Source organism: Bacteroides sp. D2, from assembly GCF_025147085.1.
In the GTDB taxonomy this organism is placed as follows: domain Bacteria; phylum Bacteroidota; class Bacteroidia; order Bacteroidales; family Bacteroidaceae; genus Bacteroides.
The window spans coordinates 1,136,223-1,155,332 of sequence record NZ_CP102261.1; the positions used below are offsets into that span (position 1 = coordinate 1,136,223).

A 19,110-nucleotide genomic window follows, 5' to 3' on the forward strand; every position below is an offset into this window, starting at 1 on the left:
TTATGAAAATAAATAAAATCATATCAGGAGTATTCTCCTTGCTCATATTATCCTCATTCATAGGATGTACTGAAATTGAAGATCATCCGGACGGCCGTACGGATTACAGCGATTTGTTTACCACGAACCGTAAAACGTATACTTATATGAATCAATGTTATGGATGGATTCTGAATTACGGAATGAACTATAACTATACCATGCTAGCTGGTTGTACGGATGAAGCCAAAGATTCCTGGGAACTACAGAACGGAGTTACCCGCAAATGGAATGAAGGACAATTATCTCCCTTCAGCAATCCGCTGGAGGGCATCGAAGGAAATCCGGAAAACTACAATTATTATTATCAAGGGATTCGTGCCTGCAACATCTTTCTTGCCAATATTCCTACTGCCAGTGTCTACTCAGAAGATATCCGTAACAGTTTCAAGGCACAGGTACTTACATTACGCGCTTTCTATTATCTTCAATTGGTGAAACGTTATGGAGGTGTTCCCATCATAACAACTCCCGACTACGATTATACCAAGGTTAAAAGAGGTACATTTGGCGAGTGTGCCCGCCAAATATTAGCTGATTGTCAGGCTGCTATTGATATTCCCACTGTTGAAGAATGGGGATGGCGTTCCTTAGATAAGGAGAACTACCGTCACGTTATGACAAAAGCCATCTGTGCAGCCATCCGTTCACAGATATCACTCTATGCAGCCAGTCCTCTGTACAATGACGGAACAATCACTTGGACAGAAGCCGCAGAAATTACTAAAAAGTCTCTGGATGACTGTCTGGCGAACAATTATGAACTTTATAAGAAACAGCCGAATGCTACAGCAGGTTATTCTCCTTATGATGTGTATTTCTATTCGCGCACTGACTTGCCGGTAGTTAATGACAAAGAAACCATTATGGAAGTTGGACAGATGTATATGTGGAATTATGCTGGCCTGCCAACTACCGACGGCCAGACAGATGCCGGTGCGTGTCCGTCGCAAGAGCTACTTGATGCCTATGAAGTTGTGAACGGTGACATGACAGAATCTTATCCTCTGCTCAATTTAGAGACCCCTTATCTAGATGCCAATCATCTGCAGCCTAACTTGAATTCGGCTGTTCAAGGTCTCTACAATCAAGCCAAACCGTATGAGAATCGTGATCCGCGTCTTAAAGCTTCTATTTATTATGATGGTTCCAAACTAAACCTGGAAACCGGTGCACTACTCTCAACCAAGACAGGAGGAAACTGTGCACTTGATCCCAGTAATGCACGTTACACCTGTACCGGCTATTATACACGTAAGTTCTCGCATTATAAATCCGGACGTTCCGGCAATCTGGATGGCTACTTCAAAGAGTTCCGCCTGGCTGAATTATATTTGAATTATGCAGAGGCAGCTAATGAAGCATCCACTACCGGAACTGTACCCAATGATGCGGTAGACGCAGTCAATGCAGTACGTTCCAGAGTAGGTATGCCAGACATTCCTTACGGATTATCCTGTGAGCAATTTCGTCTGCGAATCAGGAACGAAAGACGCGTAGAACTTGCTTTTGAAGAACACCGCTTCTTTGATGTACGCCGTTGGAAGATACTGGATCAAACAGACAAAGTAATCACCGGAATGAAAGCAAACTCAGATGGAAGTTACTCCCGTTTTGTAGTAGATAATAACCGAAAAGCATATAGTGAAAAATTCCTATTATATCCAATACCGGGTGACGAAGCAATCCGGTTACAGAATGCTTCAGGAACTAACTGTCAGAATCCGGGCTGGTAATCAAATCTAAAAAATACAGATTATGCAAAAGTGGTTATTAACTATTATTATTGCCATACTTCCTGTTATCACTGCATGTTCTAAAACCGATACGGAAGTATCTGTACCGGAAGAAGAAACAGGAAAGAAAACAGAGATTAAGTTCCTCCAACTCAACTTATGGGTGGAGTGTACCAAGGTGGAGCATGCTCCGGAATATCTGATAGAACAGATTGTTGCCCTACAGCCAGACATTGCTACATTTTGCGAATTATATAAAGGTCCGCAAGACGATCCCGTAATGCCTAAACTAATGCAAGGGCTTAAAAATAAGGGACTCATCTATTACGATGCACGAATAGACGGAAGAGCGGTCATATCAAAATATCCGATCAAAGAGACAGAACGCATCAACAAATGGATGTTCAAAGCGATTCTGGATGTCAATGGGAAACGAGTGGCCGTTTACCCGGCACATTCGGAGTATCGTTACTACACCTGTTACTATCCCCGGGGGTACAATGACGGTAGCGTTAATTGGGATAAACTTCCGGCTCCTATCACTGATGCAGACAAGATACTTGCTGTCTGCGAAGAATCAGACCGTATAGAATCCGCCCAAGCTTTTATCAACAACGCTGCCAAAGAGCTAGAGCAAGAAGCACTCGTGTTTTTTGCCGGAGATCTGAATGAGCCTTCTTATCTGGATTGGCAGGCCGATACAAAAGATCTATTCGATCATCGCGGATGTATCGTCAATTGGGGAACTTCCAAATTGTTGGTTCAACGGGGATATAAAGATGCCTACCGGGTAATTCATCCCGATCCGGTGAAATGTCCGGGATTCACTTTTCCTGCAGACAATAAATCAGTCATTCCAGAGAATCTCTCATGGGCACCGGAGGCAGATGAACGCGAACGAATTGATTTCGTTTACTATTATCCAAATAAAAATCTACAAATAAAAAATGCCCAGATAGTAGGTCCAACAGGCTCTATTGTACGCGGAAAAAGAATAGAAGAACAAACCAAAGATCCAATCATTCCGCCCGTAAACAATCAGTGGCCAAGCGATCATAAAGGAGTGCTGATTACGTTTTATATCAAAGAGTAATAACAATGATTAACAGGATGCAAAAGTGGATATACATCATTATACTCCTGACCGGATACTCAATAAAAAGTTATCCACAGGAGACCATAAATCTCAATATTCCTGTTGAGCAAAACTGGATGTTCGATAACGAACATCCAGTACGCTTCATGCTGGAATTGACATCTGCACAGTCAGGTTTTTCGGATAGGATACGTATGGACATTGCAACAGATTTCGGCAATGCTGTATCGTCTACCTTTATAACCTACTCTTTCGGAACAGATTCGATAGCTCCCGGTGGAGGCTTTCGCAGTCGTGCATCAGTCACTCTCACGAATCTCACTCCCGGGTTTTACCAGGCTTGTTTCATTGCTGGCACCGACACTCTGAAACATTTCTTCTTTGGATACGAAGCCGAACAGATTTTATCCAAACCGGATGGTCTCCCTAACTTAAAAAGATTTTGGAATAAAACCATCACCGAACTTAAACGTGTACAACCTGTCTATAAAATGACACGTCTACCTGAATCTTCGAAGCCAGAGCGTGATGTTTACGAAGTAGAAATGTGCTCGCTTGAAGGAGAAATCTTACGGGGGTATTGGGCAGTCCCTACAGATGGTCAGAGTCATCCGGCCGTAGTGGTTTATCAAGGTTATGATGCCGTCACCTGGATTCCCGGTCCCGACAACTATCCCGGTTGGTGTATCTTGGTCATTCCACCCCGTGGACAAGGCCTCAACAAACCTTATAACCGCTTTGGTGAGTGGATTGCTTTCGGACTGGATTCACCCAAACATTACTATTACAGAGGTGCTTTTGCTGATACAGTCCGCAGTATTGATTTTATTTTTGCTCAGCCATGCTTTGACGGACAAAACCTTTTTGCTACAGGTATTTCGCAAGGTGGAGCGCTCACATTAGCAGCAGCGTCACTCGACCATCGTATTTCCGCAGCTGCGCCTATCGTACCCTTTCTGTCAGACTATCCCGATTATTTTCGTTTGGTTCACTGGCCTGCCAGCTTGGTATTCGAAGGAGCTGCCCGGCAGAATATTGACAAAGATAAAATATTCTCATTACTAACTTACTTTGATTTGAAGAATCTGACCGGATGGATCAAATGCCCAGTATTAATGGGATTCGGACTTCAGGACAACATTACACCACCACATACAAATTTTGCAGCATACAATCACATCCGTACACCTAAACGCTGGATATGCTACCCTACATCAGGACACTTTGCAGCTTATGAGAACATGGACTCATGGATTGCTGAAAGTACTCGTTTTTTCAATCAGTATGTAGTGTGGTAATAATCTGAACTGATAAAAACGAAACAGGCACAAACACTATAACAAGAGGTTAGTTAGGTTAGAAACCGGAAGAGTAATTCTGTTAAATAGAATTCTCTTCCGGTGTTTTATAGTTACTTTCTTCTAATAAGGTTCACTGAAATCGAATAAAAACAATATATTTGCATAGATGTAAACACCTTAAAAAATAAATTAGTGAGAAAAGTAATTCTTTTATTTCTGCTATTTTTAAGCGTAGCTGGAGTCCGCACACAAGGTCAAAACATCACTTTTAGCCACTTGACCACGGACGACGGACTCTCCCAATTTTCTGTCAATAGCCTTTATATTGATGAACGGGGAATTATATGGATCGGCACGCGTGAAGGACTGAACCGGTATAACGGTAACGATATCAAAAGTTTCAAACTTAATAAAAACGATCCGAACAGCTTGTTCAGCAATACAGTGCTGCGCATCACCGGAAACAAAAACGGAAAGGTATACCTGCTCTGTACGGACGGGGTGGCAGAATTCGATCTGACCACACAAAGATTCAAAACGTTGCTGCAAGGCAATGTGGATGCTATTTATTTCAACGAGAAATTATATATCGGGAAAAGAGAAGAAGTATTTGTATATAATGAAAGTACGGGAAACTTCGATCTCTACTATCATCTTGCCGGAAAAGATATCACCCTCTCCTGCCTCCACCTGGACGAAAAGAAAAATCTGTGGATGGGAACTACCAGTAACGGACTTTACTGTTTATCGGGAGACAAAAAGATTTCCCAACCTGTCACAAGAGGTAATATCGCGAGTATTTACGAAGATTCGTCTAAAGAATTATGGATCTGTACCTGGGAAGAAGGACTCTACCGGATAAAAACAGACAGTACCATTGAGAACTTCCGTCATGATCCCAAAAATCCAAACAGTATTTGCGCCGACTTCGTAAGGAGTTGCTGTGAAGATAATGCAGGAAATCTATGGATAGGAACCTTTCACGGATTAAATCGCTATGAAAAAAGCACAGGTAAATTCCAACTTTACACTGCCAACGCGAACAAACCCGACGGACTCACCCACTCCTCCATCTGGTGCATCGTCAAAGATGAACAAGGAACAATTTGGCTGGGTACTTATTTCGGAGGTGTCAACTATTTCAATCCGGAATATGAAATCTATACACGCTACAAGACAGGAGATACAGAAAAAGAAGGTTTAAGTAGCCCGATTGTCGGCAGAATGACTGAAGATAAAGACGGAAACTTATGGATTTGTACTGAAGGCGGTGGCGTGAATGTGTACGACCGGAAAAATAACACCTATCGGTGGTATCGCCACGAAGAGGGCAAAAATAGTATTTCCCATAACAACGTCAAAGCAATCTATTACGACCGGACTAATGAAATTATGTGGATAGGTACACACTTGGGAGGATTGAACAAACTCGACCTGCGTACCAACCGTTTCACAGTCTACCGGATGAAAGCCGGAGACCCAACCTCACTACCTTCGGATATCGTCCGAGACATTGTACCTTATAAGGACAAGCTGGTTGTCGCCACACAAAACGGTGTTTGTCTTTTCAATCCGGCAACAGGCACTTGCCAACAACTCTTCAAAGAGACTAAAGAAGGAAGAGGTATTGGCATGGTAGCCAGTCTTTGCATTGATAAAGACGGTACATTGTGGATTGCGGCTACCGGAGAGGGTGTTTATTCTTACCGGTTCGACAGCGGTAAACTTACTAATTATCCGCACAATCCCGCTAATCCAAACAGTCTTAGCAACAATAATATCAACAGTATCATGCAGGACAGTAACGGCAATCTATGGTTCTGCACCTCCGGAAGCGGTCTCGACCGTTACCGTAAGGCAAGTGATGACTTTGAAAACTTCGATGTACAGACAGATGGTTTATCCAGCGACTGTATCTACGAAGTATGCGAATCGTCCATACAGAAAGGTGACTTATTGCTGATTACCAATCAAGGATTCTCACAGTTTGACTATCCAAGCAAGAAATTCTATAATTACGGTACGGAAAACGGATTCCCGTTGACTGCCGTCAATGAAAACGCACTATTTGTGACACATGACGGAGAAGTATTCCTTGGCGGTATTCAGGGAATGATTTCTTTCTGGGAGAAGAAGTTACATTTCACTCCCAAATCATATAATATCATTCTTTCCCGCCTGCTTGTCAACGGAAAAGAAGTAGTTCCGGGAGATGAAAGCGGCATCCTGGAACAGTCGATCTGCCACACTCCGGAAATCAGTCTGAAAGCGAATCAATCGATGTTTAGCATCGAATATGCCACTTCCAACTTCATCCCTGCCAACAGAGATGAAATTCTCTATCGCCTGGAGGGTTTCTCAGACGAATGGAACCATACTTACCGGAAGCAAACGCTGATTACTTATACAAACCTGAATCCGGGTAAATATACCCTTGTCATCAAATCACAGAGGGAAGGAATAAAAGAGGCCAGACTGCTGATTATCGTACTCCCTTCATGGTATGAGACATGGTGGGCTTACCTGATTTATACCATTGTCACTATCAGCCTGTTATGGTATCTTATTCAGAACTATAATTCGCGCATCAAACTCCGTGAGTCTTTGAAGTACGAAAAGAAGCATATTGAAGACCTCGAAGCATTGAACCAGTCGAAACTCCGTTTCTTCACTAACATCTCGCACGAATTCCGCACACCGTTAACGCTGATCGTGGGACAAGTGGAAACTTTGTTGCAGGTGCAGACATTTACGCCTAATATATATAATAAGGTGTTGGGAATCTACAAGAACAGTCTCCAATTACGGGAACTGATTACGGAACTACTTGATTTCCGTAAACAGGAACAGGGTCACATGAAGATCAAAGTTAGCCAGCACAATCTGGTTAACTTCCTGTATGAGAATTATCTGCTCTTCCTCGAATATGCGAGCAGTAAACAAATCAACTTCAAGTTCAACAAACAGAAGGATGACATTGAAGTATGGTATGACCAAAAACAGATGCAGAAAGTGATAAACAACCTGCTGTCTAATGCAGTGAAGCATACCAAGGCCGAAGATACGATTTCGATTAATGTATCGCAGGAGAAAGACCATGTCATCATTGAAATAAAAGATACCGGTACAGGTATCGCCGCTGCCGAAATTGATAAGATATTCGACCGTTTCTACCAGACCGAACATCTCAACTCGCTGAATACCGGAGCCGGTACAGGCATCGGACTGGCACTGACGAAAGGAATTGTGGAACTTCATCACGGCACAATCCGGGTAGAAAGCGAACCGGGCAAAGGAAGCAGTTTCATTATCACCCTCAAACTAGGCAAGGAACACTTCACAGAAGAGCAAATAGCGAAAGATGATACGGAAACCATCCAGCAAACAGAGACTATTGTTCCTTCAGTAGAAATAATCCCTGATTCGGAATGGAAAGAAGAAGATAACAAGCGCATCGAAGACGCCAAAATGCTGATAGTGGAAGACAATGAATCTATCAAGCAGATGTTAGTCGGTATTTTCGAAACATTCTATCAAGTCAGTACGGCTTCCGACGGAGTAGAAGCATTAGAAATGATACAGAAGGATATGCCGAGCATCATTTTAAGTGATGTCGTAATGCCACGCATGTCGGGTACGGAACTTTGCAAACAGATCAAGACGGACTTTAACACTTGCCATATTCCGGTGGTATTATTAACTGCACGTACTGCTATAGAGCACAATATCGAAGGTTTGAAGATTGGTGCGGATGATTATATCACGAAACCGTTTAATACCAATCTTCTGATTTCCCGCTGCAATAACCTGGTTAACTCCCGCCGGCTATTGCAAGAGAAGTTCAGCAAACAACCACAGGCTTTTGCCCAAATGTTGGCTACCAACCCGATGGATAAGGAGATGCTCGACCGCGCGATGGCCATTATCGAACGCCATCTGGACAATACGGATTTCAACGTTAATATCTTCGCCCGCGAAATGGGTATGGCACGTACGAACCTATTCACTAAACTGAAAGCAGTTACAGGCCAGACCCCGAATGATTTCATCCTAAGCATACGTCTCAAAAAAGGCGCTGTCATGTTAAGGAATAACCCGGAGCTGAATATCACGGAGATCTCTGACCGGATTGGGTTCTCCTCCTCCCGCTATTTCAGTAAATGTTTCAAGGAGATTTATCACGTCAGTCCGCTGGCTTATCGTAAAGGAGAAGAGAGCGAAGAAGAAGGAGACGGAGAAGAAACAGATTAGCAGGTAACTATACAAGCACTCTTGCAAAATAATCTTATATTATTAGGCACGGATCACACGGATTTCACGGATTAAAAAACGATGAGTATGAAAACAACAGCGTTAATCCGTGTAATCCGTGCCTAAATTTATGATATAAACGGTTTCTTAGTCCGGACATCTTCGCCCGAATAAAGAAGGTAACTTCTTAAGTGTACTATTTTGTACTTCACTTGTACATTCCTACTCATTCTTTTTCTTCCAATCGCTTATCTTTGTGTTCATTACATTATTTCCTAAAACATTCAGCATTATGAAAAACGTTTCGCGTCTACTTCCCCTATTGTCCGGCATCGTCACGCTGTCAGGATGCAGTCATGCACCCCAAAAGAGCAATGGGCAGAATAACCAAAAGCCTAACATTATTTATATATTTGCAGATGATCTCGGCATTGGTGATTTAAGCTGTTATGGAGCAACGAAAGTGAGTACTCCCAACATCGACCGGTTGGCAGGACAAGGAGTACAATTCACCAATGCTTATGCAACTTCTGCCACCAGCACTCCTTCCCGTTTCGGACTCCTGACAGGTATGTACCCCTGGAGACAAGAAAACACAGGAATCGCTCCCGGCAACTCTGAACTCATTATCGACACTACCTGCGTCACCATGGCAGATATGCTGAAAGATGCAGGATACGCAACCGGTGCAGTAGGCAAATGGCATCTGGGACTCGGTCCGAAAGGTGGAACCGACTTTAACAACCGGATTACCCCTAATGCACAAAGCATCGGTTTTGACTACGAATTTATTATTCCGGCTACCGTAGACCGTGTACCTTGTGTATTTGTAGAAAACGGACATGTCGTAGGACTTGACCCCAATGATCCTATCACCGTAAGTTACGACCACAAAGTCGGCGACTGGCCTACGGGAGAAGAGAACCCGGAGCTCGTCACTTTAAAACCCAGCCAGGGACACAACAATACAATTATCAACGGCATTCCCCGTATCGGCTGGATGACCGGAGGAAAATCCGCCCTTTGGAAAGATGAAGACATAGCCGATATCATCACCCATAAGGCTAAGAATTTCATTGCATCCCATCAGGAAGAACCCTTCTTCTTATATATGGGTACGCAAGACGTACATGTACCGCGCATCCCCCACCCACGTTTCGCAGGCAAAAGCGGACTCGGCACTCGTGGCGACGTCATCCTGCAACTGGACTGGACTATCGGTGAAATCATGCACACACTGGACAGCCTCCACATCGCAGACAACACTATCCTGATCTTTACCAGCGATAACGGTCCTGTTATCGACGACGGCTATCAAGACCAAGCTTACGAACTTCTCAACGGACATACTCCGATGGGTATCTACCGTGGTGGGAAATACAGTGCTTACGAAGCGGGTACACGCGTTCCATTTATTGTCCGTTGGCCTGCCCGGGTGAAGCCGAACAAGCAACAAGCTCTTTTCTCTCAAATAGATGTGTATGCATCGCTCGCCTCACTTTTGGACCAACCTTTACGCAAAGGAGCTGCCCCCGACAGTCAGGAACATCTGAACGTTCTCCTCGGCAAAAATAATACAAACCGTGAGTATGTCGTTCAACAGAATCTCAATAACACACTTGCCATCATAAAAGGTCAATGGAAATACATCGAACCGAGCGACGGCCCCGCCATCGAACATTGGACGAAAATGGAGTTAGGCAACGACAAACAGCCTCAACTTTACGATTTATCCTCCGATCCATCGGAGAAAACGAATGTATCAAAACAACATCCCGACATAGTGAAAGAGTTATCCGAATTACTAGAATCCATAAAAGAGAAATAGTTTATGAGAACAGAAAAATTGTATGATTTTGCACCAATCTTGAATAATTCTATCCATATTAGAATATTCAATCCGTCTATCTTTGCAAGCGTAGATTCAATAAAATCACTTAATTTTTAATATATGAAAAAACATTTATCCACTCAAACTAGAAAAAGGATGCTCTCCTCCATCGGACTGATCTTATTTTCTGTTTCTTTTGTACTTGCACAGGTACTTGTTAAAGGTACAGTGAAGGACAACTTAGGAGAAGGAGTGCCGGGAGCCAGTGTTCAGGTACAAGGTACTTCACAAGGAACAATCACTGACCTTGATGGTAAATTTGCTTTTAACGTACCCAATAAGAATTCAATATTGGTTATTTCTTTCATTGGTTATGTCACTGTAGAAATAAAGGCGGACACTCAAAAGCCAATGGTTATCACATTGAAGGAAGATACAAAGACATTGGACGAAGTGGTAGTAGTCGGCTATCAGGAAATACGCAAGAGAGACCTGACGGGTTCTGTTGCCAAAGCCAGCATGGCAGAACTGCTTAGCACTCCGACTGCTTCTTTCGGCGAGACATTAGGCGGACGTATTGCCGGTGTCAACGTAAGTTCGGGCGAAGGTATGCCGGGCGGACAGATGAACATCGTCATCCGTGGTAACAACTCTTTGACACAGGACAACTCTCCTCTTTATGTCATTGACGGTTTCCCGGTGGAAGACCCCTCCATAGCCGCAGCCATCAATCAGAATGATATCGAGTCACTCGACTTCCTGAAGGATGCCTCTGCTACTGCTATCTACGGTGCCCGTGGTGCCAACGGTGTCGTGATGATTACAACCAAGAAAGGAACAATCGGCCAACCTAAAATTAAATATGACGGAAGTTTCGGTATTCAGCATATCACCAAAACAATTCCGATGATGGATGCCTATGAATTCGTCAAACTACAGGCAGAACGTAGTCCCAAAGATATGGAAACTACCTACTTCATGAATTATGACGGCAAGAAATGGGGATTGGAAGATTATAGAAATATCCCGCAATATAACTGGCAGGATGAAATCTTCCGCAGCGCATGGATGCAAAGCCACAATGTCAGCCTGACCGGTGGTTCGGAAGGAGTTCGTTACAACGCTTCTTTATCTTATTATGACCAGGACGGTATCTTGTTGGAATCAAACTACAAGCGTATACAAGGCCGTATGGGTACTACCATTCAAAAGAAGAAACTGAAAATCTATCTGACAACCAACTATTCAAGCACTACAACCACCGGTGGTTCTCCTTCTCAGAACTCATACAGTGGTATGAATAACCTGTTCTATAGTGTATGGGGATATCGCCCTGTGACAGAACCGGACAGACCATTAAACTCGTTGATGGACAATATTATGGACGATGCGATAAACAATACCAACGACTATCGTTTCAACCCTATCATGTCTTTGAAAAACGAATATCGTAAGACGTACGCGAACTATATCCAGTTCAACGGATTTGCAGAATATGAATTTATCAAAGGATTGAAGTTGAAAGTTTCCGGCGGTTACACGTTCGATACCCGCAAAGGGGAAACATTCAACAACTCGAAGACCCGCTATGGTAATCCGAAATCATCCGATAAGGTAAATGCAGAAATCTACCATTCTCAACGTGCAACATGGTTGAACGAAAACATTCTGACCTATCAGACCAATATCAAACGGAAGCATTTCTTTAATAGTATGGCAGGTGTAACCCTGCAAAATTCCGACTATGAATACTATTCATACAAAACAGTGCAAATTCCAAACGAAGCACTCGGAATGGCAGGAATGAGTGAAGGAACTCCGAGTACGACCAAATCATTAAAGAGTTCCTGGTCTATGCTTTCCTTCCTGGGACGTTTGAACTACAACTATAAATCATTGTATTATGCAACGGTTTCTTTCCGTTCCGACGGTTCTTCCAAGTTCCGTGGCGATAACCGTTTCGGTTATTTCCCTTCCAGCTCATTGGCTTGGGGATTCATGGAAGAAGATTTTATGAAACCATTGAAACCAGTTGTTTCTTCAGGTAAATTAAGAGCAAGCTGGGGATTGACCGGTAACAACCGTGTAGGCGAATATGATACATACGCTCTATATCAAATGTTGAAAGATAAAGTCGGAGACTTTATTTCAGTCGGTAGTACTCCAAGTGGTGTATATCCGTTTGAAAACAGTCTGACAAGCGTAGGTATGGTACCTACTTCCTTGAGAAATAGAAAGTTGAAATGGGAAACTACCGAACAGTGGAATCTAGGTCTGGACTTGGGCTTCCTTGACGAACGTATCGGATTGACCATAGACTGGTATCGTAAGACGACTCGCGACCTGCTGCTGAATGCATCAACAGCTCCTTCTTCCGGTTTTACCAGTGCGATGAAAAATATAGGTAAGGTACGCAACCAAGGTATTGAGTTCACCTTGAATACTACCAACATTAAAAACCGTAACTTCTCGTGGACCAGTAACTTCAATATAGCCTTTAACAAGAATAAAGTATTGGCATTGGCAGAAAACCAAGTATCCATGCCAACTGCTGCGAAATTTGACCAAAACTATAACTCACAATACAGCTACATCGCCAAAGTGGGTTATCCGATGGGGATGATGTATGGATTCATCTATGAAGGTACATACAAGTACGAAGACTTCGACAAGGTGGGTGATACCTATACATTGAAACGTAATGTTCCATATTTCTCTTCCGAGAGTAATACGCAACCGGGTATGCCCAAATACGCAGACTTGAATGGTGACGGTATTATCGACGATAACGACCGTACTATGATCGGTAACGGTATGCCGAAACATACAGGTGGATTTACCAATAATTTCGAATACAAAGGATTTGACTTGAGCATCTTCTTCCAATGGTCGTATGGAAACGATGTATTGAATGCCAACCGCCTGTTCTTCGAGAACAGTAATAAGACACGCGACTTGAACCAATATGCAAGTTACGCAGACCGTTGGACAACAGAAAACCCGGAAAGTAATATTCCGAGAGCTACCGACTCCGGTTCTAACAAAGTATTCTCTACACGTATTATTGAGGATGGTTCTTTCCTTCGTCTGAAAACAGTATCTTTAGGCTATACACTGCCGAAGCAACTGACCAAGAAATGGAAGATAGACAATGCACGTGTATTCGTTGCCGGTCAGAATCTATGGACATGTACAGGATATTCCGGTTACGACCCGGAAGTATCTATCCGTGAAGGCGCACTGACTCCGGGGCTGGACTTCTCCGCTTATCCGAGAGCCTACTCTATTAGTTTTGGTGTAAACCTAGGTTTCTAATCAATCATCCTTCAAACAATTACGTATATGAAAACAATAAGAATAATTATCATATCACTTCTTGTCGGACTAAACCTGACTTCCTGCGATTTCCTGGAAAAAGACCCGACATATACTACTCCCGAGAACTTCTTCAAAAATGAAGCAGAAGCTACTTCATGGCTGACAGGAACCTATGCTATTCTGGGACAAAGTTCATTTTACGGAAATGAATTCTTATACCTTGTAGGAGGTGACGACCTGGGACACTATGGTGGTGCCAACCGCGGACCTAATAAGAGCGGTTTAATCTGTAACAATGCCAACACAAGTGATCCTACTGTAGCGGCACTATGGTCTACATTATACGCTGGCGTCAACAGAGCCAATATTTTCCTGGAGAATATTGATGCAGTGCCCGATATGAACGATGATACCCGCAAACAATACAAAGCGGAAGCTCGCTTCTTGCGCGCATTCTATTATTTCACTTTGGTAGAATGTTGGGGAGATGTACCTTTCAAGACTACTTCTACAGAAGATGTTTATAACCACTCTATTCCTCGTACGGACAAACAGACGATTTATGATTTTATCATCAAAGAAATGTATGGTTCTGCCGAAGATCTCAAATCTGCTCAAGATTTGAACTATTTGCCGGGACGTATTTCCAAATCGGCAGCTTGGGGAATGTTGGCACGTGTATATATGTTCAGAGCTGGTGAACCTAAACGTGACAAGGAAGTGGGTTTAGCCAACAGTACGACTAGTGCCGAGATTACAGAATATTTCAAAAAAGCGAGTTACTATGCACAGCTAGTTAAGAATGAAGGTCATTCACTGACTGCTAAATATTGGGATTTCTTTATCGACATTTGTTCTGATAAGTATAACACTGCTCTCAATAAGGATGGTGCCAAGGCTAATGAAAGTATCTGGGAGGTAGAATTTGCAGGTAACCGTTCAACGGATGTACGTGCAGAAGGTAGAATTGGTAATATTATCGGTATTCAGGGTAAGGACCTTTCTTCCAAAGCATCCATCACCGGTAAAGGTGACCCGGGTTATGCATACGCTTTTATCTGGAATACTCCTAAACTGCTGGAATTGTATGAAGCAAACGGTGATATTGACCGTTGCAACTGGAATATCGCTCCATTCACTTACACCCAGTCAGCAGGAGAAGGCACTCCGGTAGACGGTCGTGAATTTGTGAAAGGAAAAAGAGATGAAGTAAAACAACAATACTGGGATAAGTCCTTCAGCTATGGTAAAACAGAGCCGGGGTCTACTTACGGTGATCGTGAATCGAAGAACGATGCCAATAAGAACCGTAATAGAGCTGCTGCCAAATATCGTAGAGAATATGAGGCAGACAAGAAGAGCAAGAACGATACTTCCATCAACTTCCCTCTTCTCCGCTACTCTGACATTCTGCTGATGATTGCAGAAGCTGAAAATGAAGTCAACCATGGTCCTAATGATCTGGCTTATGAATGTATCAATGCAGTAAGAGAACGTGCAGGAATCAACAAGCTTGCAGCAAATCTGGATGAAACCAGCTTCCGCAAGGCTATCAAAGACGAACGTGCTATGGAACTCTGCTTCGAATATACACGCCGTTTCGACCTGATCCGTTGGGGAGACTATCACAAACTGATGCAGGAACAAGTGGACAAGGCGCAGGCTGACGAATCCTGGAAATTCGGAACCAATGTATATACTTACTTCAATATTCCGAAGTCTTACAACTATTTCCCGATTCCTGCCAATGAGATAGGATCGAACAGTGCTATCAAAACGAATAATCCGGGTTGGTAAATCCCTTATTAACTTTAAAAAGAAAAGGATATGAAGACAATATATAAAAGTTTGATGACTATCGCTTTTGCCGGACTATGTCTCGCTTCATGCGACAAGGAATTAAAAGAAGACACAACAATGGAAGTTGGTGTGGTGACAGACAGCAATGTCAGCTTCGATGGCAAAACTGTGACTGTAAAGAAAGGAAGTCCGGTAACGTTCAGCTTCGATGGCGACCCTGATTTTATCAGTTTCTTCAGCGGCGAGATAGGGCACGAATACAAACATCGGAACAGAATTGAAATGCAACCGGAAGACGTAGAAAAATGTGAAATCAATTTCTCTGTATTATATGACTATGGTAGTGCGAAAACCATCGAAGGTTCTACTCACATATTAATATCCGATCAATTCGGAGGGATTAGTGGCAACAATGTGGAAAAAGACAAAGAAGCAGTTACTAATTGCGAATGGACAGAACTTGTCAGCCAAGATGAGCTTCCTAAAGCAACCAAAGATACTAAAGACTATTCTTGTCCTTTAATATCTTATCTGGGTAAAGAGATCAGCATTGCTTTCCGTCTTAACCCTCTTGATAATAGCAGCACAATGCCTGTAATACATATTAAGGGCTTACAGCTTAATCTGGAGTTCAACAATGGAAAATCAACTACAATTAATGCAAAGAACTTCGAATTCTCGGCTTTAAATGTAACCTATAATTTAGACGATCTTTCAAAAAACAACACTCATCTTACCAAATTAAAGGAAGCATTAGGTAATAAAAACCTCACACTTGAAGAGATGAAAAGCGCAGAATATGAAGACAAAATAGCATACGCTACTGTAGACGGTAATATTCCTTATTTCTGGAGAATTAACCAGCCAAGCGATTTCGTAACCAGTGGCGGAGCAGCAGGGTATACAAAAGGGGATACTTGGATTATCTCCAATCCAATCCTCCTCAACGGTTCCTGCGATCCTGACGCTGGTGTAGCTATCAAGAATATCTCGCAGTCGTTGGAGATATACTCACATACCTATGAAGAGGCCGGTACATATACCGCTACTTTCGTAGCCAACAATGCAAACTACGTCCATCAAGGTGGTCAAGTAGTACGTGAACTGACTATAAACGTTGTAGAATAAAAATATATCCCCCAATTTTTCTAACCTTCAATCATAGAAAACGTTTATAAAAATCAGACTTTAATCAATTTAACATCAGAAAGAGAGGGACCGCGAGGTTCCTCTCTTTTACTTTTTCTGTATCTTTGCACAAAAATAAAAATAATGCCAAAGACTCTTCCTATTCATTTTGCCCCATTACAAGGTTACACCGAAGTGTTTTACCGTAATGCTCATGCTGCCTGCTTCGGAGGTATAGATACTTATTATACCCCATTTGTACGATTCGAAAAAGGCGGATTCCGCCATAGAGATGTCCGCGGAATCGACCCCGGGAATAATCAGGTAGCCCATCTGATTCCCCAACTGATAGCCCCTTCTTTTGAAAAAGCTGAAAAAATCTTATCCCTATTCATTGAAAAGGGATATAAGGAAGTCGACATCAATATGGGATGTCCTTTTCCCATGCTGGCTAAACGCCACAATGGTTCCGGCATTCTTCCTTATCCCGAAGAAGTTCAGGCGTTACTTAGCCTGATTACAGAATATCCGCAAATAAGTTTCTCCATCAAAATGAGGTTGGGCTGGGAAGATCCGGAAGAATGTCTGAAACTGGCTCCGATTATCAATGAGCTACCCTTGCGACAAGTGGTTATGCACCCCCGCTTGGGAAAACAGCAATACAAAGGAGAAGTTGACCTTAAAGCGTTTGAGGCTTTTCAGAATGCCTGCAAGCATCCGCTCATCTATAATGGAGATATCAATAGTGTAGAAGATATTCACCGCATTCAGGAACAGTTTCCCGGACTAGCCGGAATTATGATAGGACGGGGATTACTTGCCAACCCGGCATTAGCTTTGGAGTATAGACAAAACCGTGCACTCGAGTTCGATGAAATGAGAGAAAAATTGCAATCTATGCACAAATGCGTATACAATCAATATGCAGAACAGTTGGAAGGAGGAGACGAACAACTTCTGAACAAAATGAAAACTTTCTGGGAATATTTAATGCCGCAAGCAGACAGAAAATTACTGAAAGCAATTCATAAAAGCGGAAATCTGAATAAATATAATCAGGCGATTCTTGCCTTTTTTAATCAACGATGAACTGATAACCAGTAATTTTACGTAATTTTGCGCCCGTTTATAAACAAGCACATTATGAAAAAATACATTCTAATCTTTCTTTGTCTGATAACCGTATCGGGCTGTTTCGCACAAATGCAGGATTTCAAGTTCAAATTCTATGGACAGATTCGTACTGACTTCTATTATAATAGTCGTGCTAACGAAGAAACCGTAGACGGATTGTTTTATATGTATCCAAAAGACAAAGTGCGTGATCCGGAGGGGAACGATTTGAACTCAACACCCAACAGTAACTTCTATACTTTATATTCACGTCTTGGAGTAGACGTTGCCGGTCCAAAACTGGGAACAGCCAAGACATCTGCCAAAGTAGAAGTCGACTTCCGTGGCACAGGCACTTCTTATTCAGTCATTCGCCTTCGTCATGCTTATTTGAATCTGGATTGGGGTAAATCGGCTTTATTGCTCGGGCAGAACTGGCATCCGCTATTCGGAGATGTGTCTCCGCAGATTCTTAATCTCTCTGTAGGAGCACCGTTCCAACCCTTCAGCCGTGCGCCACAAATTCGTTATCGCTATACAAACAAGAATTTCCAACTTACCGGAGCCGCAGTGTGGCAATCACAATATACTTCACAAGGACCGGAAGGGAAAACACATAAGTATCTGAAGCAAAGCTGTATTCCCGAATTTTATGTCGGGGCTGATTATAAGAATGATGGTTTGCTGGCCGGCGTAGGCATTGAGTTGTTATCATTGAAACCACGTACGGAGTCTATCGTAAATACAGATAAATACAAGGTAGACGAACGCATCACAACTCTTTCATACGAAGCTCATGTGAAATACACCAACAAAGACTGGTTCATCGCTGCGAAGAGTGTATTAGGATCCAATCTGACACAAGCTTCCGGCTTAGGTGGATTCGGAATCAAGTCTGTCAACGAACAAACGGGAGAACAAGAATATACTCCGATACGTTTCTCCAGCTCTTGGTTCAACGTTGTCTACGGACAGAAATGGAAGCCGGGAATCTTCGTAGGCTATGCCAAGAATCTGGGAACAAGTGATGCACTATATGCTCCCAAAGGAAATGATGCAAAACTTTATGGAACAGGAACAGACCTTAACCAATTAGTTACGGCAGGAGCAGAACTGACCTACAATGTCCCCCACTGGAAATTCGGGTTGGAATATACATTAAGCTCTGCGTGGTATGGTTCGCTCAATACGTCCAATGGGAAAATTCAAGATACCCATGCCGTATGTAACAACCGTATTGTTGCCGTTGCCATGTTTATGTTCTAACCTCTCTATACAATTATTTTAATTATATATCTGTCACCGATTACTGCTTAACGATTTGATTATTAACAATTAACACCGTGACAGCAATAGGTGACAGCAGTGTGACAACAATAATGCTGTCACCAGAAACAGATAAGCTACATTTCACAACGCGGAGGTATTCACTCCGGAAGCTCCAGGCAATCCTATTTATTTCATAAATGCATTACCTTTGTTTCACCGCATGAAACA

The 19,110-nt window shown here is 42.7% G+C and carries 10 protein-coding genes; all 10 read left to right on the forward strand.

What is annotated here, in order from left to right; all coding sequences use genetic code 11:
* Positions 1 to 2 precede the first annotated feature (2 nt).
* The 10 genes from NQ505_RS03975 to NQ505_RS04020 all read left to right on the forward strand — a co-directional run bounded on the left by NQ505_RS03975 (position 3) and on the right by NQ505_RS04020 (position 18,879).
* Positions 3 to 1,775: a RagB/SusD family nutrient uptake outer membrane protein gene (locus NQ505_RS03975; protein ID WP_008998217.1), complete on the forward strand. Its 1,773-nt coding sequence runs from the start codon at positions 3 to 5 to the stop codon at positions 1,773 to 1,775.
* Between the two features lie 22 nt (positions 1,776 to 1,797).
* The gene (locus tag NQ505_RS03980; RefSeq protein ID WP_008998218.1) at positions 1,798 to 2,868 is read left to right on the forward strand and encodes an endonuclease/exonuclease/phosphatase family protein; all 1,071 of its coding nucleotides are present in this window, start codon (positions 1,798 to 1,800) and stop codon (positions 2,866 to 2,868) included.
* Between the two features lie 5 nt (positions 2,869 to 2,873).
* Positions 2,874 to 4,169: an acetylxylan esterase gene (locus tag NQ505_RS03985; protein WP_032853278.1), complete on the forward strand. Its 1,296-nt coding sequence runs from the start codon at positions 2,874 to 2,876 to the stop codon at positions 4,167 to 4,169.
* 195 nt (positions 4,170 to 4,364) lie between these two features.
* Positions 4,365 to 8,423, forward strand: a complete 4,059-nt coding sequence (locus NQ505_RS03990) for a two-component regulator propeller domain-containing protein (protein WP_004324283.1) — start codon at positions 4,365 to 4,367, stop codon at positions 8,421 to 8,423.
* Positions 8,424 to 8,715: 292 nt separating this feature from the next.
* Positions 8,716 to 10,251 (forward strand): sulfatase-like hydrolase/transferase, encoded by a 1,536-nt coding sequence (locus NQ505_RS03995; protein ID WP_004324282.1) that lies wholly within the window; start codon positions 8,716 to 8,718, stop codon positions 10,249 to 10,251.
* 159 nt (positions 10,252 to 10,410) lie between these two features.
* Positions 10,411 to 13,569, forward strand: coding sequence for a SusC/RagA family TonB-linked outer membrane protein (locus tag NQ505_RS04000; protein ID WP_004307486.1), 3,159 nt, complete (start codon positions 10,411 to 10,413; stop codon positions 13,567 to 13,569).
* 27 nt (positions 13,570 to 13,596) lie between these two features.
* Positions 13,597 to 15,369 carry a RagB/SusD family nutrient uptake outer membrane protein gene (locus NQ505_RS04005; RefSeq protein WP_008998220.1) on the forward strand — a complete coding sequence of 591 codons (1,773 nt, stop codon included), beginning with the start codon at positions 13,597 to 13,599 and terminating at the stop codon, positions 15,367 to 15,369.
* Between the two features lie 30 nt (positions 15,370 to 15,399).
* Entirely contained in the window at positions 15,400 to 16,500 is a 1,101-nt protein-coding gene (locus NQ505_RS04010) for a DUF5017 domain-containing protein (protein ID WP_008998221.1), read from the forward strand.
* Positions 16,501 to 16,644: 144 nt separating this feature from the next.
* A complete protein-coding gene (locus NQ505_RS04015) occupies positions 16,645 to 17,589 on the forward strand; it encodes a tRNA-dihydrouridine synthase family protein (RefSeq protein ID WP_008998222.1) in 945 nt (314 codons plus the stop codon).
* A 54-nt stretch (positions 17,590 to 17,643) separates the two neighbouring features.
* Positions 17,644 to 18,879, forward strand: coding sequence for a DcaP family trimeric outer membrane transporter (locus NQ505_RS04020; RefSeq protein WP_008998223.1), 1,236 nt, complete (start codon positions 17,644 to 17,646; stop codon positions 18,877 to 18,879).
* Positions 18,880 to 19,110: the final 231 nt, after the last annotated feature.

What these genes read in the sequence shown, in the direction of transcription:
- NQ505_RS03975 (WP_008998217.1), top strand. Translation starts at nt 3, where the DNA reads ATGAAAATAAATAAAATCATATCAGGAGTATTCTCCTTGCTCATATTA.
- NQ505_RS03980 (WP_008998218.1), top strand. Translation starts at nt 1,798, where the DNA reads ATGCAAAAGTGGTTATTAACTATTATTATTGCCATACTTCCTGTTATC.
- NQ505_RS03985 (WP_032853278.1), top strand. Translation starts at nt 2,874, where the DNA reads ATGATTAACAGGATGCAAAAGTGGATATACATCATTATACTCCTGACC.
- NQ505_RS03995 (WP_004324282.1), top strand. Translation starts at nt 8,716, where the DNA reads ATGAAAAACGTTTCGCGTCTACTTCCCCTATTGTCCGGCATCGTCACG.
- NQ505_RS04000 (WP_004307486.1), top strand. Translation starts at nt 10,411, where the DNA reads ATGCTCTCCTCCATCGGACTGATCTTATTTTCTGTTTCTTTTGTACTT.
- NQ505_RS04005 (WP_008998220.1), top strand. Translation starts at nt 13,597, where the DNA reads ATGAAAACAATAAGAATAATTATCATATCACTTCTTGTCGGACTAAAC.
- NQ505_RS04010 (WP_008998221.1), top strand. Translation starts at nt 15,400, where the DNA reads ATGAAGACAATATATAAAAGTTTGATGACTATCGCTTTTGCCGGACTA.
- NQ505_RS04015 (WP_008998222.1), top strand. Translation starts at nt 16,645, where the DNA reads ATGCCAAAGACTCTTCCTATTCATTTTGCCCCATTACAAGGTTACACC.
- NQ505_RS04020 (WP_008998223.1), top strand. Translation starts at nt 17,644, where the DNA reads ATGAAAAAATACATTCTAATCTTTCTTTGTCTGATAACCGTATCGGGC.